The sequence below is a fragment of the Winogradskyella thalassocola genome, assembly GCF_900099995.1.
GTDB lineage: Bacteria > Bacteroidota > Bacteroidia > Flavobacteriales > Flavobacteriaceae > Winogradskyella > Winogradskyella thalassocola.
Genome location: NZ_FNCZ01000001.1, coordinates 1,619,204 through 1,642,075 on the forward strand (window position 1 = coordinate 1,619,204; position 22,872 = coordinate 1,642,075).

Below are 22,872 nucleotides of genomic sequence, written 5' to 3' on the forward strand. Positions count from 1 at the left end.
TATGAGTGGTAGGATTTATCATTAATGGTACGTTTAAAATAGAGATATGTTTCGGCTTCCTAATTAAGGATGTTATGTTTTAAATTTATTTTAAAGCTGAATCAATCTCAGCAATAAGAATATCACAACTTTTAATACCTAGTTCGGTGGCTTCTTTCTTATCATCAAAAGTGGTTAATAATGCTCTAACAATGTTTTTCAATTTAATTTCATCTAAAAAGGGGCCTTTTCCTTGTGGTATTAAATCGTAATCGGCATAGTTGACTAAGTAATTGCCTAAATAATCTTTTATCAGGCTTGTGTGTCTTACATAAACATCTGCTACTTCATCGTAATTGGAGTAGTGCTGTTGAATCGCTGTTTTGAGCTTGAAATTTTCAATCAGTTTTAAGTCTCCAGAATTGATTAAGGTTTTATAAGTGATACTTTTTGGGCTGAAGTTTTCATATTTTACGATGTCAAAAATATTATACATCAATTTCATGTCCTGATTTGTTTCAGAATTCAACACGGGAATAATCTTTGAGCAAATCGCTAATTTTTTGTCAATAGCTTCAATATTTTTTTGAAGTTGAATTTTATCCGCTTCAACATCACTTTTAAGATTTGTGAGATATTGGATTTTAAGTTTATTATCCTTTACATTGTCAGCACATTTGTTCATGCTAAATGCAATTGTAATTCCTATGATGACAATAATAATTTCTCTTAAAGTGTATTTCCAAGTTGTTTTTGCCATAGCATAGTTTTATTAGATTTCTAAATCTATGAAATATAATTCGAATTTCAATTTTAGTAGAATCAAAAGTCTAATCTAGAGATGAAAACTTGTAAATGCTATTAAGGGACAAGAGTTGTTGTGCTTATTTTGAGATTATAAATAAAGGGATAAACACTATTTGTAAGTTGTACAGAGATTTTAAAAAGTACCTATCATACCAATAGTTCCAGCTCCGGCGCTTATACGCCAGCTTATAGTTTTAGGCTTAGAATCAGTATAAAAGTTGTTCTTGGTCATAAAATTCTCAATGCCATCTACAACAACTATACTCAGAGCCATCCCAAAACCAACATCACTCAACCAATGTGCGTTTGCCCATAATCTTGAAATAGGAGCAATGGAACCAACAGCATAAATGCCAGCTTTAGTCCAAAAATTATCAAATTGTTTGGCTATAGCATGTGCCATTGTAAAAGATAATACACTATGACCAGAAGGAAATGAGTGAAAACCAGGTTTATTACTAAATGGTTCAAATTCATCATGGTTACCACTGTTAGGTCTTGCTCTTCCCACAACGGTTTTAGAAATCGATTGAATGATTCCTGTTGTTATGGCAGAAGAAAATATCAAAATACCTGTATGACGTACTTTTTCATTATCTGTAAGCAATCCAAAACCATAAATACCAGTAGATACCATAAAGAAATTTTGAGGACTTCCAAAATACCAACCAAAGTCTTTTAGAACTTTTGGCGCACCAGTTCCTTGCTTTAAAAAGATACGATTAGCTTCTTGGTCACTTAAATACAGTAAGCTAGTTCCTGCAATAATACCGCCTGCAGTTAAAAAATCATCACTTTTCCAATGAAGTGGTCTTGTAAATGAATACCCAACACTTTTTAGGGTCACATTGGCGTCATACTTTAGGTTACTCCATACTTTATTAGTTTTGGTAGCGGTGGAGTCTGATTGAGAAAACAGGGGTGTCGATACTAATGATAGTAAATATAGAATTATGATCTTTTTCATTTCAATAGCTGTAAAATTTAAATATAATACAAAATAAAGCCTTTGATGAGAGTCAAAGGCTTTAAATTATAATTACAGTTCAATATTGCTGTATACACGCTTTGTCAATTGTTCTGACTACATCATGCCTGGCATTCCGCCTCCACCCATTGGCATGGCTGGTGCGTCTTCTTTAATATCGACTAAAGCACATTCGGTTGTTAAGATCATACCAGCTACAGAAGCGGCATTTTCTAAAGCAATACGTGTTACTTTCTTAGGGTCAATAATTCCGGCTTTAAGCATATCAACGTAAGTTTCAGTTTTAGCATCATAACCAAAGTCTTTTTTGCCTTCTAATACTTTATTGATAACTACAGAACCTTCACCACCAGCATTTTCTACGATTGTTCTTAATGGAGATTCAATCGCTTTGTTTACGATTTGTACACCAGTTGTTTCGTCTATATTCTCAGTCGTAATTTTTTCTAAACATTTCTTAGCTCTCACTAAAGCAACTCCACCACCAGCAACAATACCTTCTTCTACTGCAGCTCTTGTTGCATGTAAAGCATCATCAACTCTGTCTTTCTTTTCTTTCATTTCAACTTCAGAGGCAGCACCTACATAAAGTACAGCAACTCCACCAGCTAACTTAGCTAAACGTTCTTGAAGCTTTTCTTTATCGTAATCAGAAGTCGTTGTTTCTATTTGAGCCTTAATTTGATTAACTCTCGCTTTAATATCATCAGCTTTACCTGAACCATTAACGATAGTTGTGTTGTCTTTATCAATAGTTACAGTTTCAGCTGTACCTAACATTGTAAGATCTGCATTCTCTAATGAGAACCCTCTTTCTTCAGAAATAACAACACCACCTGTAAGGATAGCGATATCTTCTAACATTGCTTTACGTCGGTCTCCAAAACCTGGTGCTTTTACAGCAGCGATTTTAAGTCCACCACGTAGTTTGTTAACTACTAAAGTAGCTAACGCTTGTCCGTCAACATCTTCTGCGATAATTAATAACGGACGTCCAGATTGTGCAACTGGTTCTAATATTGGAAGAATTTCTTGTAGGTTAGAAATCTTCTTATCAAATAATAAGATATAAGGATTTTCTAAATCAGCAATCATTTTGTCAGCGTCTGTTACGAAGTAAGGAGATAAATAACCTCTGTCAAACTGCATACCTTCAACAACGTCAACGTAAGTTTCCATGCCTTTAGCTTCCTCAACAGTAATAACACCTTCTTTACCAACTTTAGCGAAAGCTTTGGCGATTAGATCACCAATCGTATCATCGTTGTTTGCGGAAATTGCGGCAACTTGCTTGATCTTGTCAGAATCGCTACCTACTTTTTGAGATTGCTTATCTAAATCTTTTACAATCGCTTCAACTGCTTTATCAATACCACGTTTTAAATCCATTGGATTTGCACCCGCAGCAACGTTTTTAAGACCTTCTTTTACAATTGCTTGAGCTAATACTGTTGCAGTAGTTGTACCATCACCAGCTAAATCGTTAGTTTTAGAAGCAACTTCTTTTACCATTTGCGCTCCCATGTTTTCAAGCTCGTCTTCTAGCTCAATCTCTTTTGCTACAGAAACACCATCTTTAGTCACCTGTGGTGCACCAAAAGATCTTCCAATAATAACATTACGACCTTTTGGTCCTAAAGTTACTTTTACCGCATTTGCTAAAGCATCAACACCACGTTTAAGTCCGTCGCGTGCTTCAATATCGAATTTTATATGTTTTGCCATTTCTATTTTAGGTTTTAGCCATAAGCGTTTAGCTTTTGGCTGAGTTTTAATTTAAATTTTTTGTGCTAACAGCGAAAGGCTGATAGTGAAAAGCAATTTAGATAATTGCAAGGATGTCGCTTTCACGCATCATTAAATAATCTTTACCTTCAAGTTTAAGTTCAGTTCCTCCGTATTTACCGTAAAGTACAGTGTCTCCAACTTTAACTGTTAAAGGTTCGTCTTTTGTACCATTACCAATGGCAACGACAGTTCCTTTTTGTGGTTTTTCTTTTGCGTTATCAGGAATAATAATACCTGAAGCTGTTTTAGTTTCAGCTTCTTTTGGTTCTACAAGAACACGGTCTGCTAATGGTTTAATGTTTAAGCCCATTTGTTATATATTTTTAAGTTGTTTTTAAATTACGCTTTAGCGTAGTTCGAAAATTATGCCAAGAGAGAAAGTCTGACAAAGTTTCAGACCGGTCTGCCGAATTTGTGGGAATAAAAAAAGCCAACTTAAAAAAGTTGGCTCAATGTCTTTATGTAAATAACTGTTTGTTATTATTTAGGTGTACCATCTGTTGTTGGAGAATCTGTTGTCGCAGCAGGTAATACTGGCATCTCAGTAGCATCATCAGCATCGTAAGCTTTAGATTCAATATTACCGCCAGAACTAATGGTTACATTAGAGGCTAAGATTAAAATGATTAATGCTGTAGCTAAAAACCATGTACTCTTATCTAAAAAGTCGCCAGTTTTCTTTACACCACCCATTTGTTGTGTTCCACCACCACCAAAAGATGATGATAATCCTCCGCCTTTAGGATTTTGTACCATAACTACTATAATAAGTAAGAAGGCAACGATTACGATTAGGACTAAAAAAATTGAAAATGCACTCATTCTATATTGTATTATTATCTTTTAATTCTTTTACCAATTTTATTTGGTGTGCAAAGAAACTACTTTTTTCTGGATATTTCAAACTTAAAATTTTGTAAGATTGAATTGCTTTATCATAGTTTTTTTGTTCTAAATAAATTCGCGCCAAAGTTTCAGTCATTAAACTGTCTGAAATAGGGTTGTCGTTATTGACTAACTTTGGTTTTGGAGCATTGTTAGTGACGGGTTTAATCTTTGGATTTTCGCTTATAAATTTATCTATAATAGCTAGTTTATTATGAAGTGGAGAGGTGGTTTCTTCTTTTGAAATATCATTTTCGGATGCTATTTTAATTTCAGGTTTAATGTCGACTTCAACGTCAACTTTTCCTCTATTAATAGGTTTGAAACTTGTTATTTTTAACCATTCTGTAAACGAATGATTTTCAGTTTTATCAAATTCTAAAGGTTGACCTATTTTTAATTCCTTTTCTGGGGTTATATTTTTTACATCAACGGCAATGATAGAATCTTCAATTTTTGGAACTTTAGGTTCTAGTCTTGGTTGAGGTATTGGTTTTACTTCAAATAAACCTGGATCTAAAACACCTTCCGTTGCTTTAATATGTGCTTTTAAAGCATCATCTATGGTAACACTCTTATTAACAGAAATATCATCTATTTCATTAACTTCAATAGATTTTATATGCTCGGTATTTTGTTTAATTTGTTCGGATATTTCATTTTGATTGAAAACATCTGAAGTAATATAATCAAACAACACACTACGATCTGTGGTGTGCGCAGCTGTAATTTTTAAAGCATTATTATATTTATAACTTTCTTTCTGTTTTAATCCTTTAAGATATAAGGCTCTTAAAGATTGAAAATAAGGATACTCTTTTATTGCCGAAGAAAGTGCTTCGGTTTGAGATGCTGTAACGGCTTCTGGGTGTTGTAATAAATATGTAAGGTCTTGAAGCTGCATAGTTTTTACCAATCTGCTAAAGAAGCATTAAGAATGTCTTGTGTTAATCGTTCTAAAATTTCGTCAAAAGCGGTGTCTCTTACACCACCTGTAAGCTGTTCGCTAGCTCCGTAGTCATAAAAGAAGGAAAACGTTCTTTCAAAATCTTTTTCTTCATCTTTCGTATTAATATAGCGTACTCTAACACCAATGGTTAGCCTGTTTTGTGCTGCAGTATTTTGAGCTGTAGCGGTCATTGGAGCAATCCGGTATTCAACTATTTCACCTTCATAAATCACTTCTCCACCTGAGGTTACTAATTGTGCGCTAGTTTGATTTACAATAAGATCTTGAAGGGCATTGGTAAATAATTGGTCTAAGCCGGGTTCTACCAAATCGGCATTATTTTGAAAAAAGTTAACTTGAAACGTTTCTGGTGTTTCCGTGATACCAGTAAATGAATAGTTGACTTTACAGCCGAAGCATACAAGACAAATGGCAACTATGAAAATGTATTTGAATGAATTCATTTGCTAATTTCTATTTATAACTTAAAAATAATTGTTATCTTATTGTTGACTTCCTAAATTTATCTTAAAGATCAAATTGTTTTATTTTTCTGTAAAGCGTACGTTCACTAATGCCTAATTCTGCAGCAGCTAATTTACGTTTTCCACTATGACGCTCTAATGATTTTTTAATCAATTCTAATTCTTTATCATGTAGAGATAAAGTTTCCTCTTCTTCTATTTCTTCTGCAAAATGATATTTGTCTTCCGCTTCTGAAGCCGCACTCTCATTTGCTTCAGTATGTTCTGCAAGAGATAGAACCTCTAAATCTTCAACAGCAGCTTCAAATTCTTCGTCCTTTTCTTCACCATATATTTTTTGAATGAGATGCTCGTTATCTTTTTGAACATCGGAATCGCTTCCTTTTTTCATGAGTTCCATAGTGAGTTTCTTGAGATCGTTAAGGTCACTCTTCATATCAAATAAGACTTTGTATAAAATCTCACGTTCACTACTAAAATCACTTTCAGATTTAGAATTATTAACAACAGCTGGTAAATTACTGCCTATGCTAGGTAAATAATTCTGGATTGTAACACCATTTATAGTACGATTTTGTTCTAAAACGGAGACTTGTTCCGCAACATTTCGCAACTGTCTAATGTTACCATTCCAACGATATTTTACTAATAAATTAACAGCGTCGTCTGTTAATTTAACTGTTGGCATTTTATATTTTATAGCAAAGTCGCTTGCAAATTTTCTAAATAATAAATGTATGTCCTCTTTACGCTCTCTTAGTGGGGGTAAATTGATTTCGATAGTACTTAATCGATAGTATAGATCTTCCCTGAATTTTTCTTTCTTAATGGCTTCAAACATATTAACGTTTGTAGCGGCTACAATTCTAACATCGGTTTTTTGTACTTTACTAGAACCTACTTTGATAAATTCACCATTTTCTAAAACACGCAGTAAACGTACCTGTGTCGTTAACGGTAATTCTCCAACTTCATCTAAAAAAATAGTCCCTCCATCAGCAACTTCAAAATAGCCAGAACGTGTAGCTGTTGCGCCTGTAAACGCTCCTTTTTCGTGACCGAATAATTCACTATCAATTGTGCCTTCTGGGATGGCCCCACAGTTAACAGCAATATACTTACCGTGTTTCCTGTGTGATAATTGATGTATGATTTTTGGGATGCTTTCTTTACCTACGCCACTTTCACCAGTAACTAAAACTGAAATATCAGTAGGAGATACTTGAATCGATTTTTCTATAGAGCGATTAAGTTTAGGATCATTTCCTATAATCCCGAAACGTTGTTTTATGGCTTGAATAGATTCCATATCTTAATTTACAAAATTGAATCTTTCGTTAATCTCAAAAGATAACTCTGGTCCGAAGTTATAAGCAATATCACGACTTTTAATACGTCCTACGGAATTGTATTCTAAATTAAAATTAAATGCTGTTCCATTAAATGATGCTCCTTTCCAGTTGTTCGTTGAAAGAAATTGTGCTATTTGCGGACCAATCTCATCAGAATATTCATCCCTTAAAAAAGGCAAAAGGTAATTGTCTTCATAAATTACTTTTAGAGGATTTATATTATCGTCAAAGGCATAGGTAGTATTGCTTTCTGTTTCGATTGATGTTACACTGCTACTTATGTTGCCATTACTATCGTAAGCTATAGTCTCTATTTGTGCAGCGAAACCATTAACATAAGATTCTTTTGATACGATGCGGTCAAGTGCATCTACTCTGAAAACAGTCATTTCTGTACTTCCTACTTTGGTTCTGGTTATTTGATTACCTTCATAAGTAAAGTTATACGTGTAATCGTCTTCATCATCTTCATAATAATCGTAAGTTATTTGTGATATAACTCCGTTGGTGTAAGTAACTGAGGTCTCATTAGTTGTAACTCCTGCGTTATTTACAGATTTGTCGTTGATAATTTGTCCAGAGCTATTACGAGTAATGATTAGATTCTCATTCTCAAAGGCGCTTCCATTAGTCGATAAAGCATTAGTGCCAGATGCAATTTTGTTACTGGAAATATTTAAATCTGAATTGGTAATGGTTTCAATTGGGAGACCAAAAAACACTAAGCTAATTTGTGTGTCCAATTCATACAAAGACATTGTTAAGTCTGCACTTTCACTACCACTTCCTCCACCTTGATTGCCACCTTGGTTGTAAGCAGGGTCTAATGGTTCTACATCACAAGAGGTCATTAAAGTTAATGCGAATAATAATAAGGCTAATTTCTTCATTGATTTTATTATTAATTGTTTTTTGAATAATCAATAGCTTTTCCAATAAGCGTTGCACTTGTGCAATCCGTTATAAGAACATTAACTAAGTCTCCAACTTTATAATGTTCTTTAGGGAATACGGCAACGGTGTTGTCCGAAGTTCTACCAGACCATTGTAAATCAGATTTTTTTGAGGCTTTCTCTATTAAAATCTCTACTGTTTTATTGAGGTGTGCACGGGTGTTAATTTCACTGTACTTTCGTTCTAATAGAATAATTTCCTTTAGGCGACGTTTTTTAATGTTTTCTGGTACATCATCTTCCATTTTACGACCAGCTAAGGTTCCTGGGCGTTCAGAATAGGTAAACATATAACCAAAATTATATTTAACATATTCCATTAAAGATAACGTATCTTGATGATCTTCTTCAGTTTCAGTTGGGAAACCAGCGATTAAATCGACGCTTATTGCACATTCAGGAATGATACGTTTAATGTTATCAATAATCTCAAAGTATTCTTGGCGTGTGTGTAAACGATTCATTTCTTTTAAAATACGATCGCTTCCACTTTGTACCGGTAGATGAATGTGATTACAGATGTTGACGTATTTCGCCATGGTTTCAATAACATCCATGGTAAAATCTTGCGGATTAGATGTTGAAAATCGAATACGCATTTTTGGCTGTGCTTTAGCACATAATTCTAAAAGATTAGCAAAGTTTACAGCAGTTGCTTTCTGAAGTTCTGAAGCATTACTAAAATCCTTTTTTAGTCCACCTCCATACCATAAGTAACTATCGACGTTCTGTCCTAAAAGCGTAATTTCTTTAAAGCCTTTCTCCCATAAGTCATTTACTTCTTCAATAATACTTTGTGGGTCTCTACTACGTTCTCTTCCGCGAGTAAACGGTACAACACAGAAAGTACACATGTTATCACAACCACGAGTAATAGAAACGAAAGCCGTTATGCCATTGCTGTTTAATCTAACAGGTGAAATATCGCCATACGTCTCTTCTTTAGAAAGGATAACGTTAATAGCGTCTCTTCCTTCTTCAACTTCAGCAAGCAGATTCGGTAAATCCTTATAGGCATCAGGTCCTACAACTAAATCTACAATTTTTTCTTCCTCTAAGAATTTTGTTTTTAAGCGTTCTGCCATACAACCTAAAACCCCAACTTTCATTTTTGGGTTTATGCGTTTTACGGCATTATATTCTTGCAGTCGTTTTCTAACGGTTTGTTCAGCTTTGTCCCTAATAGAACAGGTATTTACCAAAACAAGATCTGCTTCTTCAAGGATTTGAGTAGTATTAAAACCTTGTTCAGAAAGAATGGAAGCTACAATTTCACTGTCACTAAAATTCATAGCACAGCCATAACTCTCAATAAATAATTTCCGTTGGTTACCTTCTTTCTTGTCTATGACTAAGGTTTCTCCTTGTTTGTTTTCGTCTATAATTTTTTCCATCAGCTGTAGTGAATACTTCAATTCTCAATAAGTATGCAAAGGTAATATTATTTTATGGATTGTGACAAAGTGGCAGTCATAATGTTTAGTTATAATTTAAAAGATGTTTAGAATAGGGTTTTGTTTGAATATTTAATAAAAATAGATTTCTTTTGGCGAACGAACCAAATAACTAAAAATGAATAGTACCCAAATTAAAAGTCGAATTGAAAATGCCAATGCATTAGACTTTGGCATTATCTTTAATCAATCCATAGAATTATTTAAAAAAGTTTGGGTGCAAGGTTTGGTAACGTTACTGCTAAATATGGTTTTAGCGATACCAGTAATAATGATTGTTTATATACCCTTGTTATTTTTAGGTTTTGCAAATGCCCTTACTATTGACAATAGTTATGACTCTTATGACTCTACGGGAGTAGGTGTTGTTTTTGGGTTTGTGTTTTTTATTGTTTACATATTTTTAATTGTAGCTATGAGTGCCATTGGGCTAGGCTTAAAAGCTGCATTTTATAGAATATGTAAATTTAAAGACTTAGAGCAAATGGGTAAAGAGGATTATTTTTATTTCTTCAAAAAACCGTACTTAGGTAAAACCATAAAGCTAGGTGCTGCATTTACTGGTATTGCTCTTTTGGCTACACTATTATGTTTCATCCCTATTATATATGCCGTAGTTCCATTATCTTTTATTGTTGTAGTCTATGCTTTTAATCCTGATTTATCTATTTCAGAAATTATTAAATTAGGTTTTGATCTTGGTAATAAAAAATGGCTAATTTCTTTTGGACTTATGTTTGTGTCTGGGTTTTTAGCAATGATGGTTGGTTTCTTAATGTGTGGTTTTGGAATATATGTGACCTCCTCATTTGGTCAGTTACCGTCCTATTTTATATATAAAGATGTTGTAGGTTTTGATGAAGAGGATGATCAAATGCGACGTATTGAACAACTGTCTACATTTTAAGGCAACCTTTAATAAGTTTTATATTTTTTTTAAAATCCGAGAAGCCTTGCAAAATGTAAGGCTTTTTTTGTTTTTTTTAACGCTTTAATCACGATAAAATGTATGGTATTTACGACCAAATTAGGATTGTAACTTAATTTTCATATACATTTGTAAACGCAAAAATTTAAGAATGTCAAAGAATCTCGTTATTGTTGAGTCACCTGCAAAGGCTAAAACTATTGAAAAATTTTTAGGAAAAGATTTTAAAGTGGAGTCCAGTTTTGGACACATTGCAGATCTACCATCTAAAGAATTAGGAGTGGATGTAGAAGGCGACTTTATGCCTAAGTATCAGGTTTCTAAAGACAAGAAAGATGTCGTTAAGAAATTAAAGGAATTAGCTAAGAAAGCAGATATTGTTTGGTTAGCAAGTGATGAGGATCGCGAGGGAGAAGCAATTGCTTGGCATCTAGCTGAAACTTTAAAATTAGATAAAGAAAAGACTAAACGTATTGTATTCCATGAGATTACAAAAACGGCGATACAAAAAGCAATAGAGAATCCAAGAAGTATAGATTATAACTTAGTCGATGCACAACAAGCAAGACGTGTTTTAGACCGTATTGTAGGTTATGAATTATCTCCGGTATTATGGAGAAAAGTAAAAGGTGGTTTATCTGCCGGTAGAGTACAATCGGTTTCAGTTCGTTTAATTGTAGAACGCGAACGCGATGTGCAAGGGTTTAAAACAACCGCATCTTATAGAATAGATGCAGAATTTACAAATGAAGACGGAAATTCATTCAAAGCTAAATTGCCTAAGAATTTTGATTCTGAAAAGGAAGCATTAAAATTTTTAAATGATAATCTAGGAGCGTCATACGAAGTTTCAGATCTTCAAAAGAAGCCAGCGAAAAAATCACCCGCTGCGCCATTTACAACATCAACACTTCAGCAAGAAGCGTCTCGTAAGCTAGGCTATTCTGTAAGTAGAACGATGACCAATGCTCAACGTTTGTACGAAGCTGGTTATATCACTTATATGAGAACTGATAGTGTAAACTTATCTGATGAAGCTAAAAAAGGAGCAGAGAACGAAATTACATCAGCTTACGGTGCTAAGTTTAGTAATCCAAAAAATTATAAAGGTAAGTCTAAAGGAGCGCAAGAAGCTCACGAAGCTATACGACCAACAGATTTTTCAAATCATACCGTTAGTGCAGAACGTGACCAAGCACGATTATACGATTTAATCTGGAAACGAGCTATAGCCTCTCAGATGAGTGATGCTAGACTAGAAAGAACCAATCTTAAAATTCAAATCAATTCTAAAAATAAAATTAGCGAACAATTCACGGCGAACGGGGAAATCATCACGTTTGAAGGGTTTCTAAAAGTATATTTAGAAGGAACAGATGACGAAGACGCAGAACAAGAAGGAATTCTACCAGATTTAAAAGTTGGTGAACCTCTTAAAAATAAATACATCACAGCAACTGAGCGTTTCACAAGACCTCCTGCAAGATTCACGGAAGCTTCATTAGTGAAGCAATTGGAAGAACTTGGTATTGGACGTCCATCTACTTACGCACCAACTATTTCTACAATTCAAAATAGAAACTACGTAGAAAAAGGAACGAATGAAGGTGATGAAAGAAGCTACAAACAATTAGTTTTTGAAAATCAAACAATAAAAGATACCACGCTTTCAGAGCAAACAGGTTCTAATAAAGGTAAATTAGTACCTACAGATATTGGTATTATTGTTACCGATTTCTTAGTGAACCATTTTGAAAGTATTCTCGATTATAACTTTACAGCAAGAGTAGAAGATCGTTTTGATGATATTGCTGAAGGTAAGGAAGATTGGCGTGAAATGATGAGGGATTTCTACAAAGGCTTTCATCCACAAGTCGAAGATGTACAGGAAAATGCAGAACGAGAATCCGGAGAACGTGAATTAGGTATCGATCCTAAAACAGGAAGAACAGTTTTAGTACGACTTGGTAAATTCGGACCATTGGTACAGTTAGGTAAACCTGATGATGAAGAAGAGCCTCAGTATGCAAGTTTATCACCAGATCAACAATTAGGTTCTGTAACTTTTGAAGAAGCTATGGACTTATTTAAGCTTCCAAAAGCATTAGGTCATTATAAAGATGAAGAGGTTGAGGTTAATAACGGACGATTTGGACCATATGTAAAGTTTGGTAAAAAATTCGTGTCATTACCAAAAGGTGTTGATCCATTGAGTGTAGAGATGGACGAAGCTTTAATATATATTAAGGACAAAGAAAAAGCAGATGCTCCTATATATATGTATAAAGATATAGAAGTTACAAAAGGTAAAGGACGTTTTGGGCCATTTATAAAATGGAACAACATGTTTATCAATGTAAATAAAAAGTACGATTGGGATAATTTATCTGAAGAAGACATTGTAACTTTGATTGAAGAAAAGATTCAGAAAGAAATTGATAAGGTCATCCATAACTGGGAAGACGAAGGTGTAAGAGTAGAGAAAGCTAGATGGGGAAGGCACAATATCATTAAAGGCAAACAAAAAGTGGAGTTGGCCAAAACTGTAGATGTGAGTAAAATGACTTTAGAGAAAGCACAAGACATTCTCGAAAAAAACGCACCTAAAAAGAAAGCGACCAAAAAGAAAGTCACTAAAAAAACGGCAACAAAGAAAACTGCAACAAAGAAGAAAGTTACAACTAAAAAGAAATAATTGGATATGAATTTTAATTTCCTTACGCCTATATCAGATGCGGTTTTAGCTCATAATGAACTAACAGCGCAACAAGCGCTAGGAAAAAAAATAAAGGTACATTCTCGTCAAAACGGTATTCCCGATTTGGAAAACGTACAAATGGCAATTATTGGAGTTCAAGAAAATAGAAATGACGTCAATTATATTGGTGCTCGGATTAATTTCGATTCTATTCGTAAAACACTTTATGCTTTATTTCCGGGTAATTGGCATACAACTCTTGCAGATCTTGGAGATATTGAGCCAGGTGAAACTGTTGAGGATACGTATTTCGCCATTCGCACAGCGATTTCTGTTTTAGTAGAAAAAAAGATTATTCCTATCGTTTTAGGGGGAAGTCAAGATTTGACTTATGCTAATTATAGGGCTTATGATTCGCTTTTACCAATGGTAAACATTGTTAGTGTAGATACTAATTTTGATTTAGGTGACGCCAATCTTCCAATTAAGAATAATAGTTATGTAGGTAAAGTTATTGTAGAAGAACCATATAATCTATTTAATTATTCAACAATAGGGTATCAAACATATTTTAACTCCCAAGAAGAAATAGATCTCATAGAAAAGTTATACTTTGAGGCCTACCGTTTAGGTGAGATATCTGGTGATATTAGTAGAGTAGAGCCATTAATGCGCGATGCACATATTGTATCCGTAGATTTAAAGTCGGTTAGAGCGTCTGAGGTGAGTGATAACCAAAAGTATTCTCCAAATGGGTTCTCTGGAAAAGAAATTTGTGCCATAAGTAGATATGCTGGTATAAGTAATAAAGTATCGTCATTTGGGATTTATGAATATCAAGGATCTAAAAATGATAGTGCGTCGTCAATGCTAATTGCACAAATGATATGGTATTTCATCGAAGGTGTAAATTGTAGAGTTAAAGATGACGATTTTAACAATGAGAATCATTACCAAAAGTATAATGTTTTGGTAGAGGATGATGAATTAATTTTTTACAAGAGTTTAAAAACAGGTCGTTGGTGGATTGAAATTCCATTTTTACCAAACGTTAATAATAAATTAAAAAAGCATACGTTATTACCTTGCATGCATTCCGATTATGTGCATGCAACTCAAGGTGAAATACCAGAACGTTGGTATAAAGCCTACAGGAAGAATAGCTTTTAAAATAAGCCTTTAATCGGATTTTAACACTTTTTTAATCGATGAAATGCTTATTTTTGGGGTAAAGTGCAAAAAAAAGATAAAAAAAGTTGTTTATTCGGAAATATATAAATATGTTTACGACCTCAAAAATAATAAGGACTAATTTAACCTAGAGTTACTATGAATATTAAGAAGTTTATTTTACTAACCGCAGTACTAGTTATGGTAGCCAGTTGTAATTCTGGAGATCGAGGACAATTGGTTGGTGTACAAGGTAAGAAATGGCATCCAGAAAAGCCCTATGGAATGACATTGGTGCCAGGTGGAGCTTTTATTATGGGTAAATCAGATGATGATTTAGCTGGAGTACAAGACGCGCCAACAAGAACAGCTACAGTTCGTGCATTCTATATGGATGAAACTGAAATTACAAATAGTGAGTACCGCCAATTTGTAGAATGGGTAAGAGATTCTACTCTAAGATTAAAATTAGCTGAGATGGCTGACTTAGAAGGAAAAACACCTGGAAGTGGAGACATTGGAGAATTTGCATATGAAGATGCAAATCCAGAAGATCTTAACGCTTATGAAAGTTACATGGTGAATACCTATGGTAACGAGCAGAGAAAAATTAATCGTGAAGCTAAGTTGTATTTCAACACGGATGATTATCCAGATGAATTGTATGCAGAAGTCATGGATGGTATGTATTTACCATTAGAAGAATCATATAATGGTCAACGTACTTGGGATGTAAAGCAATTTAAGTTTCAGTATACTTATATGGATATTCAAAAAGCCGCTAAAAACAGAGGTTTAAAGCGTTCTGAAGTTGTAGTTCAACAAGAAGTTGAGATTTATCCAGATACAACGGCTTGGATTAGAGATTTTGCATACTCTTATAATGAGCCAATGCATAATGATTATTTCTGGCATGATGCTTATGGAGATTACCCAGTTGTTGGTGTGTCTTGGAAACAAGCGCAAGCGTTCTGTCAGTGGAGAACTTTGTATCACAATGCAGATAGAAAGAAAAGAGGAAGACAACCTGTGAATTCTTATAGATTGCCATCTGAAGCTGAATGGGAATATGCTGCACGTGGTGGATTGCAAGGGGCAACTTACCCTTGGGGTGGACCTTATACTAAAAATGACAGAGGTTGTTTTATGGCTAACTTTAAACCATTAAGAGGTGATTATGCTGCCGATCAAGCATTATATACGGTTGAAGCGGATTCTTATGATCCTAATGATTTCAATTTATATAACATGGCAGGTAACGTTTCAGAATGGGTAAACGGTTCTTACGATCCTGCATCTTATGAATTTGCATCATCAATTAATCCAAATGTAAATGACCCTGATAATGCACGTAAAGTGGTTAGAGGTGGATCTTGGAAAGATGTTGCTTATTTCTTACAAGTGAGTTCTAGAGATTACGAATATGCGGATTCTGCGAGAAGCTATATCGGATTTAGAACAGTTCAAGATTACATGGGAACTGAAGTAACTAAAAACGCAGCAACTAATTAAACTTAACTTAAACCTAATATTAATCCTAAATGAGTATTAATTAACCAAGCTCATTTGAAAACAAAAACTTAAAATCATGGCACAAAAGAAATTATCAACAATGAATATGGTCTACGGACTTGGAGCTGCAATTGTAATTGTTGGAGCATTATTCAAAATTCAACACTGGCCTTATGGATCCCTTATCCTTACAATAGGTATGATTGTTGAAGCACTAGTATTTACGTTATCAGCATTCGAAAAACAAGGAGATGACTTAGATTGGTCATTAGTATATCCGGAATTAGCAGGTGGACAAACTTTAGGATCTAAAAAGAAAGCTTTAGAAGAGCCTAAAGATGCTGAAGGTATGTTATCTAAAAAATTAGATAACTTATTAAAAGATGCCAAAATTGATGGTGCGCTTATGGCAAGCTTAGGTGACAGTATTAAAAACTTTGAAGGAGCAGCAAAAGGAATTTCTCCTACAGTTGATGGTATGCAAGCTCAAAAGAAATATAGCGAAGAAATGTCATTAGCAGCAGCTCAAATGGAATCTTTAAATAGTCTTTATAAAGTGCAAATGGAAAGCGCAAATCGTCAAGCAGCAATCAACGAAGAAGCTGTAGAAAATGCGACTAAATTAAAAGAACAAATGCAGTCATTAGCATCTAACTTATCATCTTTAAATGGAGTTTATGGTGGTATGTTATCTGCAATGAACAAAAACTAATTGGTTTTTATAATCGAATTAATTAATAATTAAAAACTAATTAGAAATGGCAGGAGGAAAACAGTCCGCAAGGCAAAAAATGATTAACTTAATGTACTTAGTATTTATTGCTATGATGGCGATGAATATGTCTAAAGAAGTACTATCCGCTTTCGGTTTAATGGAAGCAAAATTTGCTGATGCTAATGAAGCAACAGGAAGTAGAAATGAAGCGATGCTTGCAGATTTAAAGACTAAAGGTGAAGAAAAACCTGAGGAATTTAGTGTCCCAGCAGCAAGAGCACAACAAGTGCAAATTGCTTCGGATAAATTTTATAAATTTATAGAGACTTTAAAAGTAGATTTACTTAAAACAGGAGAATATCAAGTTGATCCTAAAACAGGTAATTTACCTTTTGAAGCTATGGATAAAACTGATATTCTTGATGAAGCTTGGTTTACGGGTGATCGTTTAACAAAAGAAGGAGACAAGGTAATGGCTGCTCTTAACGATTACAAAACAGACATTAAGGCTATCCTATCTAAAGATGAAGCGTATAGAGGTGAAAGTGAAACTTTTGAAAAAACGTTTAGCACAGAACAAGAGGTTAATAAGGATGGAAAGAAAATTGATTGGTTAAATTATAACTTCCAAGGTTATCCAGCAATTGCATCTTATACTAAATTGACTGCTTTACAAAATGATGTTAAAGTAACAGAGGCTAACCTTTACAACTTATTTTTAGGTAATACATTATCTGAAGCTACAACACTTAATAATTATAAGGCCATTGTCTTAGCTGATAAGTCTGCTTTTTTCGCAGGTGAAAAGTTTCAAGGACGTGTGGTTATTGGGAAATATGCGAATGTACCACCGACTAAATTGGTTGTGCAAGGTCAAGAAGTAGATTTAAAGAATGCAATTGACTCTACTGGAGCGGCAACTTTAGATTTTAATGTTGGTAATGTAGGTGAGCATTCAATTGAAGGTGAATTTACTTTTATTGAAAATGGTAAAGAATTACCAATTCCAATCGTAGCCAACTATGTGGTTGTACCAAGACCTAACTCTGCAACCATTTCTGCAGATAAGATGAACGTTGTTTATCGTGGTGTTGCTAACCCAATGACAATTTCTTTTGCTGGTGTGCCAGATAATAAAGTGTCAGCTAGTGGATCAGGTTTATCGAAAGGTTCTGGTGTTGGTAAATATACTATGAATCCAGGAACAGGTAGAGAGGTTACAATTAATGTATCTGCTACCTTAGATGATGGATCTAGAGTAAGTGATCAACAAACATTCAGAATTAAAGATATTCCAAAGCCAACTGGTACAATTTCTGGACAGGATGGTATGGTTAGATTACCTAAACGTAATTTAGAAATTGGTACTGTTGGTGCTAAGTTAGATGACTTCGTATTTGATTTACCAATTAACGTAACATCATTTCAAATTAAAGTTCCGGGTCAACCTACAGTAAATGTAGCTGGTACTAAAATGAATGCACAAGCAAAATCAGCAATTGGTAGAGCACGTGCGGGTGATATAGTTACTATTTTTAATATTAAAGCTAAAATACAAGGGAATAACGCTTATCAATTGAAAGGTGTATCTCCTGTAACGGTTGAAGTATCAAACTAAATGATGATTGTTTAAGGAAAAACGTCATCATTAAAGAAAATCCCAAATTATAATAAACGATAAGATGAATTTAAAAAGCTTTTTATGTATAGGAATAGGTGTTTTAGCCGCAAACAGTATGTTTGCTCAGGCTAATATCCTAAATGCAAAAATACCAGAAGAAATTGGTATGAAAACTGAAGCGCAGTTACTTCTAGATAACGACAAGCCTTTAGAATATGGATATGTCGGAGATAGAGACATTTTATTTTCTAAAATGACTTGGGAAAAAATCGTTTTAGATGAACGTGCAAATTTCCCTCTATATTTTCCTATTGAAGACAATTTAGGAGACGATAGAAAATCATTGTATATGGTGCTGATGCAAAACATCAATGATGGTACTATTCCAAAAGTATATGCAGATTCATATTTTACTGAAGAACGTACCATGGAAGATTTGGCGCCTGCTTTAGTAATGGAACGAATTACTGATATTGGAATTGATTGGATGAATGCTGAAGGCGTTACTGATACTGCTCTAGTTCCTGAAGAATACAAGATTCGTAGAGAAATTGGACCAGCAGATATTAATTCTTATTTAATCAAAGGACTTTGGTACTTTGATAAACGTCAAGGAGAATTGAAATTTCGTGTTTTAGGTATTGCTCCAGCAGCACCAGATGTGAATTTTATTGACTCTGACGATGAAACAAATAAGGAACCAATTGGTTTATTTTGGGTATTTTTCCCAGAAATAAGAGATATTCTTCATGAAGCGAAAGCTTTCAACAACAAGAATAGTGCTGTACCGTTGTCTTTCGATCATTTATTAAATAGTAGACGCTTTAGTGGAATGATCTACAAAGAAGAAAATGTTTATGGTGATAGAGAAGTAAAAGAGTATGTTGCAGAAAACTCATTAATGCAGCTTTTAGAATCAGAACGTATCAAAGATAAGATTAGAAACTTTGAACAAGATATGTGGAGTTACTAGTTAACTTAACATAAAATAATAAAAACGCTCACTTTTTAAGTGAGCGTTTTTTTTGTTTTAATATTTTTTTTATCTCTTGTGTAAAGGTTTTTGAAGTCTAGATTTATTTACTTTTGTAATAATGAAAGACGTAGATTATATCATCGTAGGTTGTGGCTTAGCTAGTATATCATTTTGCGAGCAATTAAGAGTCAATAATAAATCGTTTATAGTATTTAATGATGACTCTCAAAAGTCTTCTATAGTTGCTGCCGGATTATATAATCCTGTTATACTTAAACGGTTTTCAGAAGTATGGAAAGCGAAAGAGCAATTAGCACTAGCATTACCTCTATATTCTAAAATTGAAAGCGAGTTAAATATAAAAATAGATTATAAACTACCAATATTAAGGCGTTTCACTTCTATAGAAGAGCAGAATAAGTGGTTTACGGCATCAGATAAACCATCTTTAGAACCTTATCTTTCACTTCAGCTTGTTAAAAATGATAATCCTGAAATTGATGCTCCTTATGGATTTGGCGAAGTATTACATGCCGGACGATTGGATACGGAAATGCTAATTACGAATTACAAGAATTTCTTAAAAAAGAATAATTGTCTAGAAGAGCGATCGTTTATACATAATGGTATTCAGTTTATAGACAACGCTATTCATTATGAAAACCTCAAAGCTAAACACATTGTATTTGCTGAAGGTTTTGGAGTAAAGCATAATCCGTATTTTAATACCATTCCGCTTACAGGCTCCAAAGGAGAAATATTAACCATTAAAGCTCCAAAGTTAAAGATTGATTATGCTATAAAATCTTCTGTATTTGTTATTCCATTAGGGGATGATTTGTATAATGTGGGTTCAACGTACAATAACGATGATAAATCTAATACACCAACAGAAGCAGCCAAAGAAGAATTGATTTCAAAATTAAAGACATTTATAACATGTGATTTCCAAGTTGTGAATCACATCGCAGGGGTAAGACCTACTGTAAAAGATAGACGCCCTTTGGTTGGTAGACATCCAAAGCATCATAATCTTTATGTGCTTAATGGATTAGGAACACGTGGTGTTATGATTGCTCCTTACGTCGCTGATAAGCTATTTAAATTTATAGAACATAATGAAAGTTTAGACGCAGAAATTGATGTAAATCGTTTTGAGTAATTAATGCTTTACCTTTTCTACTTCCGATTTTTTAGCTAGTTCTTTGTCATAACTCATAAAGAGGTTTATCCAAATATTACGAGATAAACGCATAATTATAGGCATAAATCCAATTAAGGTAGCCACAATAGCTATGAAAGCTACCGTTAAAGACGATTCTAATATATTATAGCTAATAATAAAAGCCGCTACCGAAAAAGCAATACCAACACCATAACTTACATACATAGAACCGTAGAAAAACGAAGGTTCTATTTGGTATTTTGTCTTACAATGCGAACACGTTTCTCGCATTTTTATAACTTCAGAAAGCACATAAGGGTTTTTATTCTGGTACATGGATTCTTGATGACATTTTGGGCATACTCCAAAAAGAATACTATAAAGTTTCATTCCTTTTCTAATCATAACTAAAACCTTTACTTTTGCATTTTCTAAGACACTGCTAAGATAAAATAATATAACTGAAGCACTGTAACAATTGTAACGTAAAACACAATTGTAATATTCAAAAAACTTATGCTAAATATCCATAATCTTTCTATATCATTTCAAGGAGAATACCTTTTTGAAGAAATTACATTTAAACTCGGTCCTGGTGATCGTATCGGTTTAATTGGTAAAAATGGAGCAGGGAAATCCACGATGCTTCGAATTTTATCAAAAGAACAAGAAGCTGATTCTGGTCAGATTGCTGCTGATAAGGATATGAGAATCGGATTCTTAAAGCAAGATATTGATTTCGATTTAGGTAAAACAGTATTAGAAGAATCTTACCAAGCTTTTAAAGAAATTAAAAAGTGTGAAGCACAGCTAGAAGATATTAACACGCAATTAGCTGAGCGTACCGATTATGAAAGTGAGACCTATCATCAGTTAATGGTTGATTTGAATGATATACAACACCAATACGAAATCTTAGGCGGATATAATTATCAGGGTGAGACGGAGAAAATTCTTCAAGGTTTAGGTTTTAAACGCGAAGATTTTGATAAGCTAACCGATACCTTTTCTGGTGGTTGGAGAATGCGAATTGAATTAGCAAAACTGTTACTTCAAAATAACGATTTATTACTTTTAGATGAGCCTACTAACCACTTAGATATTGAATCTATTATTTGGTTAGAGAACTTTTTGAAAGGGTACACTGGTGCTGTTGTTATTGTATCTCACGATAAAATGTTTCTAGATAATGTTACCAATCGTACAATTGAAATCTCATTAGGTAGAATATACGACTACAATAAGCCTTATTCTCAGTTTTTGGTGTTGCGTAAGGAAATGAAGATTCAACAATTGGCAGCTCAGAAGAATCAGGAGAAACAAATTCAGCAAACTGAAAAACTTATTGAGAAATTTAGAGCTAAAGCTTCTAAAGCGACCATGGCACAATCGCTCATTAAAAAATTAGATAAGATAGATCGTATTGAAGTTGATGAAGATGATAATAGTGTAATGTCTTTAAAGTTTCCGGTGTCTATTACTCCAGGTAAGGTTGTTGTAGAATTGGAAAATGTGTCTAAACGCTATGGAGACTTGCAAGTATTGCATAATGTGAATTTGGCTGTTCCTAGAGATATTAAAACGGCTTTTGTTGGACAAAACGGACAAGGGAAGTCAACTTTAGCTAAAATTATTGTTGGTGAAATTAAGCACGAAGGAAAATTAAATTTAGGACATAATGTTCAAATTGGTTATTTCGCGCAAAACCAAGCAGAGTACTTAGATGGTAATAAAACGGTTTTAGATACCATGATTGATGCGGCAAATGAAACGAATAGAAGTAAGGTTCGTGATATTTTAGGGTCGTTCTTATTTAGAGGTGAAGAAGCAGAGAAATACGTAAGAGTACTTTCTGGTGGTGAACGAAACCGTTTAGCTTTGGCTAAGTTATTGTTGCAGCCATTAAACGTCCTTATTATGGATGAGCCAACAAATCACTTAGATATCAAATCTAAAAATGTTTTAAAAGAAGCGTTAACGCAATTTGAAGGCACTTTAATTTTAGTATCTCACGATAGAGATTTTCTTCAAGGGTTGACAGATACGGTTTACGAATTTAAAGATCAGAATATTAAAGAGTATTTAGGTGATATTGATTTTTATCTAGAACAACGTAATCTCGAAAATTTAAGAGAAGCTGAAAAAAGAACGGTTATAGCAGATAAACCAAAAGAGAGCAATAAGCAGAGTTACGAGGATCAAAAGAAATTAAAGTCTTTAAATAATAAGTTGAGCAATATTGAGTCTAAAATTAATCAACTTGAAAAAGATATTAAAGCTGATGATTTAAAATTGGCAACAGATTACGATAAAACAGCTTCTGATCCTAAGTTTTTTGATGACTATCAGAAAAAGAAGAAGTCTTTGAGTAAATTAATGGAAGATTGGGAGACCGTTCAGTTTGATTTAGATGCTATTTCTTAAGAATAATTAAGATTTTTTTAACG

20 protein-coding genes are annotated in these 22,872 nt (G+C 33.8%); 9 read left to right on the forward strand and 11 right to left on the reverse strand.

Going from position 1 to position 22,872, the window contains the following annotated elements:
* Positions 1-85: 85 nt before the first annotated feature.
* From BLT80_RS06655 to miaB, 10 genes are all read right to left on the reverse strand, one after another.
* Positions 86-739, reverse strand: a complete 654-nt coding sequence (locus tag BLT80_RS06655; protein ID WP_092466777.1) for a DUF6090 family protein — start codon at positions 737-739, stop codon at positions 86-88.
* Between the two features lie 180 nt (positions 740-919).
* Positions 920-1,753, reverse strand: a complete 834-nt coding sequence (locus tag BLT80_RS06660; protein WP_092466778.1) for a phosphatase PAP2 family protein — start codon at positions 1,751-1,753, stop codon at positions 920-922.
* Between the two features lie 117 nt (positions 1,754-1,870).
* A complete protein-coding gene (gene groL / locus BLT80_RS06665) occupies positions 1,871-3,499 on the reverse strand; it encodes a chaperonin GroEL (RefSeq protein ID WP_092466779.1) in 1,629 nt (542 codons plus the stop codon).
* A gap of 97 nt (positions 3,500-3,596) precedes the next feature.
* Positions 3,597-3,872: a co-chaperone GroES gene (locus BLT80_RS06670; RefSeq protein ID WP_092466780.1), complete on the reverse strand. Its 276-nt coding sequence runs from the start codon at positions 3,870-3,872 to the stop codon at positions 3,597-3,599.
* A 170-nt stretch (positions 3,873-4,042) separates the two neighbouring features.
* Entirely contained in the window at positions 4,043-4,384 is a 342-nt protein-coding gene (gene secG, locus BLT80_RS06675; RefSeq protein ID WP_092466781.1) for a preprotein translocase subunit SecG, read from the reverse strand.
* Between the two features lies 1 nt (position 4,385).
* Positions 4,386-5,351 (reverse strand): tetratricopeptide repeat protein, encoded by a 966-nt coding sequence (locus BLT80_RS06680; RefSeq protein WP_092466782.1) that lies wholly within the window; start codon positions 5,349-5,351, stop codon positions 4,386-4,388.
* Positions 5,352-5,356: 5 nt separating this feature from the next.
* Positions 5,357-5,860 (reverse strand): LptE family protein, encoded by a 504-nt coding sequence (locus BLT80_RS06685; protein ID WP_092466783.1) that lies wholly within the window; start codon positions 5,858-5,860, stop codon positions 5,357-5,359.
* Positions 5,861-5,924: 64 nt separating this feature from the next.
* The gene (locus BLT80_RS06690) at positions 5,925-7,190 is read right to left on the reverse strand and encodes a sigma 54-interacting transcriptional regulator (RefSeq protein WP_092466784.1); all 1,266 of its coding nucleotides are present in this window, start codon (positions 7,188-7,190) and stop codon (positions 5,925-5,927) included.
* 3 nt (positions 7,191-7,193) lie between these two features.
* Positions 7,194-8,123, reverse strand: a complete 930-nt coding sequence (locus tag BLT80_RS06695) for a hypothetical protein (protein WP_092466785.1) — start codon at positions 8,121-8,123, stop codon at positions 7,194-7,196.
* 11 nt (positions 8,124-8,134) lie between these two features.
* Positions 8,135-9,580 carry a tRNA (N6-isopentenyl adenosine(37)-C2)-methylthiotransferase MiaB gene (gene miaB / locus BLT80_RS06700; RefSeq protein WP_092466786.1) on the reverse strand — a complete coding sequence of 482 codons (1,446 nt, stop codon included), beginning with the start codon at positions 9,578-9,580 and terminating at the stop codon, positions 8,135-8,137.
* Between the two features lie 178 nt (positions 9,581-9,758).
* On the opposite strand from miaB, the gene BLT80_RS06705 reads away from it, so the two are divergent.
* The 8 genes from BLT80_RS06705 to BLT80_RS06740 all read left to right on the forward strand — a co-directional run bounded on the left by BLT80_RS06705 (position 9,759) and on the right by BLT80_RS06740 (position 20,422).
* Positions 9,759-10,547 carry a hypothetical protein gene (locus BLT80_RS06705; RefSeq protein ID WP_092466787.1) on the forward strand — a complete coding sequence of 263 codons (789 nt, stop codon included), beginning with the start codon at positions 9,759-9,761 and terminating at the stop codon, positions 10,545-10,547.
* 172 nt (positions 10,548-10,719) lie between these two features.
* Complete coding sequence (gene topA / locus BLT80_RS06710) at positions 10,720-13,263, forward strand: type I DNA topoisomerase (RefSeq protein WP_092466788.1); 2,544 nt, start codon at positions 10,720-10,722, stop codon at positions 13,261-13,263.
* 6 nt (positions 13,264-13,269) lie between these two features.
* A complete protein-coding gene (locus BLT80_RS06715; protein ID WP_092466789.1) occupies positions 13,270-14,436 on the forward strand; it encodes a formimidoylglutamase in 1,167 nt (388 codons plus the stop codon).
* Positions 14,437-14,601: 165 nt separating this feature from the next.
* Positions 14,602-15,948, forward strand: a complete 1,347-nt coding sequence (porK, locus tag BLT80_RS06720; protein WP_449488721.1) for a T9SS ring complex lipoprotein PorK/GldK — start codon at positions 14,602-14,604, stop codon at positions 15,946-15,948.
* A gap of 76 nt (positions 15,949-16,024) precedes the next feature.
* Positions 16,025-16,660: a type IX secretion system motor protein PorL/GldL gene (gene porL, locus BLT80_RS06725; protein WP_092466791.1), complete on the forward strand. Its 636-nt coding sequence runs from the start codon at positions 16,025-16,027 to the stop codon at positions 16,658-16,660.
* 46 nt (positions 16,661-16,706) lie between these two features.
* On the forward strand, positions 16,707-18,281 hold the full coding sequence (gene porM, locus BLT80_RS06730; protein ID WP_092466792.1) for a type IX secretion system motor protein PorM/GldM: 1,575 nt from the start codon (positions 16,707-16,709) through the stop codon (positions 18,279-18,281).
* Positions 18,282-18,345: 64 nt separating this feature from the next.
* The gene (gene porN, locus BLT80_RS06735) at positions 18,346-19,257 is read left to right on the forward strand and encodes a type IX secretion system ring subunit PorN/GldN (RefSeq protein WP_092466793.1); all 912 of its coding nucleotides are present in this window, start codon (positions 18,346-18,348) and stop codon (positions 19,255-19,257) included.
* A gap of 121 nt (positions 19,258-19,378) precedes the next feature.
* Positions 19,379-20,422: an NAD(P)/FAD-dependent oxidoreductase gene (locus tag BLT80_RS06740; protein WP_092466794.1), complete on the forward strand. Its 1,044-nt coding sequence runs from the start codon at positions 19,379-19,381 to the stop codon at positions 20,420-20,422.
* Here the strand turns inward: BLT80_RS06740 and BLT80_RS06745 are convergent, their stop codons facing one another.
* Positions 20,423-20,830, reverse strand: coding sequence for a DUF983 domain-containing protein (locus BLT80_RS06745; RefSeq protein ID WP_092466795.1), 408 nt, complete (start codon positions 20,828-20,830; stop codon positions 20,423-20,425).
* A gap of 111 nt (positions 20,831-20,941) precedes the next feature.
* Here BLT80_RS06745 and BLT80_RS06750 point away from each other — a divergent pair, with 111 nt between their 5' ends.
* Entirely contained in the window at positions 20,942-22,849 is a 1,908-nt protein-coding gene (locus BLT80_RS06750) for an ABC-F family ATP-binding cassette domain-containing protein (protein ID WP_092466796.1), read from the forward strand.
* Positions 22,850-22,872: the final 23 nt, after the last annotated feature.

Bases quoted from the DNA above. Each gene is read 5' to 3' on its own strand.
- BLT80_RS06655 (WP_092466777.1), bottom strand. From the start codon at position 739: ATGGCAAAAACAACTTGGAAATACACTTTAAGAGAAATTATTATTGTC.
- BLT80_RS06660 (WP_092466778.1), bottom strand. From the start codon at position 1,753: ATGAAAAAGATCATAATTCTATATTTACTATCATTAGTATCGACACCC.
- groL (WP_092466779.1), bottom strand. From the start codon at position 3,499: ATGGCAAAACATATAAAATTCGATATTGAAGCACGCGACGGACTTAAA.
- BLT80_RS06670 (WP_092466780.1), bottom strand. From the start codon at position 3,872: ATGGGCTTAAACATTAAACCATTAGCAGACCGTGTTCTTGTAGAACCA.
- secG (WP_092466781.1), bottom strand. From the start codon at position 4,384: ATGAGTGCATTTTCAATTTTTTTAGTCCTAATCGTAATCGTTGCCTTC.
- BLT80_RS06680 (WP_092466782.1), bottom strand. From the start codon at position 5,351: ATGCAGCTTCAAGACCTTACATATTTATTACAACACCCAGAAGCCGTT.
- BLT80_RS06685 (WP_092466783.1), bottom strand. From the start codon at position 5,860: ATGAATTCATTCAAATACATTTTCATAGTTGCCATTTGTCTTGTATGC.
- BLT80_RS06690 (WP_092466784.1), bottom strand. From the start codon at position 7,190: ATGGAATCTATTCAAGCCATAAAACAACGTTTCGGGATTATAGGAAAT.
- BLT80_RS06695 (WP_092466785.1), bottom strand. From the start codon at position 8,123: ATGAAGAAATTAGCCTTATTATTATTCGCATTAACTTTAATGACCTCT.
- miaB (WP_092466786.1), bottom strand. From the start codon at position 9,580: ATGGAAAAAATTATAGACGAAAACAAACAAGGAGAAACCTTAGTCATA.
- BLT80_RS06705 (WP_092466787.1), top strand. From the start codon at position 9,759: ATGAATAGTACCCAAATTAAAAGTCGAATTGAAAATGCCAATGCATTA.
- topA (WP_092466788.1), top strand. From the start codon at position 10,720: ATGTCAAAGAATCTCGTTATTGTTGAGTCACCTGCAAAGGCTAAAACT.
- BLT80_RS06715 (WP_092466789.1), top strand. From the start codon at position 13,270: ATGAATTTTAATTTCCTTACGCCTATATCAGATGCGGTTTTAGCTCAT.
- porL (WP_092466791.1), top strand. From the start codon at position 16,025: ATGGCACAAAAGAAATTATCAACAATGAATATGGTCTACGGACTTGGA.
- porM (WP_092466792.1), top strand. From the start codon at position 16,707: ATGGCAGGAGGAAAACAGTCCGCAAGGCAAAAAATGATTAACTTAATG.
- porN (WP_092466793.1), top strand. From the start codon at position 18,346: ATGAATTTAAAAAGCTTTTTATGTATAGGAATAGGTGTTTTAGCCGCA.
- BLT80_RS06740 (WP_092466794.1), top strand. From the start codon at position 19,379: ATGAAAGACGTAGATTATATCATCGTAGGTTGTGGCTTAGCTAGTATA.
- BLT80_RS06745 (WP_092466795.1), bottom strand. From the start codon at position 20,830: ATGATTAGAAAAGGAATGAAACTTTATAGTATTCTTTTTGGAGTATGC.
- BLT80_RS06750 (WP_092466796.1), top strand. From the start codon at position 20,942: ATGCTAAATATCCATAATCTTTCTATATCATTTCAAGGAGAATACCTT.